Raw genomic sequence first — 1,666 nt, 5'->3', positions numbered from 1 at the left:
AAAAAAAAAAAATTATTTTAAATAAATTTTTTTATAATTAGAGCAAATACATGACAATTTGAAAAGAAAAGTCTGGATATTTATATTACTAATATCTAAAATAAAGAGGAGATATGAAAAACAAATTTAAAAAACTTTTTAAAAGTTCAATGTTATTAGGAGCAATGCCTATTATTGCTATTGCTGCTTCATGTGGAACAGATGGAGACAGAGAAGTAACACAAAAAGATCCTGATAACTCATTTATGTTAAAACATATATCAGGAGACGTTAAAACACAACTTCAAAATGAATTAAATACAGCAAAAGCGATTGAAGATTTAGATCAAAGACAATCAGCTTTAGAAGAAGTTTATAAAAAAATTGATGTAGAAATTAAAAAATTATCACCAGAGTTACAAGAATATTATGATAGAGTTGCTAATGTTTCATTAGGTGTTAATCCAAATGGTGCAGCATCATCATTTACACAAAATCAAAAAGATCACATTGTTATTGGTACAACATATTCTGAAACAGGTGATCAGGCTAAAGCGCTAAATACAGCAATTAAATACTATAATGAAAATATTGCTGATGCTTCAAAAGGAATTAAACCTGTAAAACAAATTAATGCTGGTTCAGGATATCCAGCTGGATTAAATAAGGTAAGATCAAGTTTAGAAGCAAAAGACAGAGACAATTTCTTTAATATAGTTATTAACTATCCTACTGTTGCTACTGAGTTAGCACAAAGAGATATGTTATTATCAACTAACTCAAAAGATGAAAAATTTGATTTAGATATAAATGCATTTAGTGATAAATTTATTTCTTCAAATACTACAACAGAAGATTTAAAAAATACTTCAACATACATTTTACCATTCCTAAAAAGTACTAATGTTTTATCATTAAATGGTCCAGTTCTTTCATACGTTTTTACAACAATGAAAGAAAAAGGAGTTGTTTTCGCTGATGCAGATATGGAATGATTTAACAACATCATTGAAAAAGGAAAAGGTGATTTAACAAGTGTTAAAGAATACTGAGGTGAAGTAGATTCGAGTGCAGAAGCAATTTTAACTGATAAAGGTTACAAAAAAGAAGGTGTTAAAGTTTCAAAAGAAACATTATTTGGTGACTATGCAGCATTACTAAAATTTGCTGAAACAATTCAAACAATGTTCACATTATCTAAGAAAGGTGTAGATTCAGAAGCGCATGCATTTGGTATAGATGATATTGCTGGTGTATTTAATCAAGCTCTTTTTGCAGCAATTGGTGCAGATGAATCAAATATGTCTCAAAGACTTGATTTAACTTCTGGTGAATTCCACTATAATGGTCTTAAAAATGGTGAAGGTAAATTAAAAGGTCAACAAATATTTAATTTATTTAAAGATGGTGTTGAAAAAGGGACAACAGTTATTCATGGTCCAGGTCAATACGCTTCAACTAAACAAACATATCATAAATTTGCTTTTGCAATAGGTTCAACAGCAGGTTATACACATAATTATATTCAAGGTTCAAGAACAAAATACATAAATAACAAAAACGGGAATGATGATTTTGAAAGAACATCTTCTAAATTTACAAGATTGAATCTTTTACCTAGAAAAGTAAAAAATGAACAACCTGAAAAACCAGAAAATGTAGTTGCATATGTTGGTTCACGTTATAA

General features: G+C 28.3%; 1 protein-coding gene. It reads left to right on the top strand.

Annotation, left to right across the window (positions count from 1 at the left end; genetic code table 4):
• Positions 1–113: 113 nt before the first annotated feature.
• The coding region (locus tag BU00_RS0103530; protein ID WP_027121494.1) for a P68 family surface lipoprotein at positions 114–1,666 on the top strand (1,553 nt) is incomplete at its 3' end.

The organism is Mycoplasma leonicaptivi ATCC 49890, assembly GCF_000622205.1.
Taxonomy (GTDB): Bacteria; Bacillota_I; Bacilli_A; order Mycoplasmatales; family Metamycoplasmataceae; genus Mycoplasmopsis; species Mycoplasmopsis leonicaptivi.
This window is presented reverse-complemented; position numbering and strand designations above follow the sequence as displayed.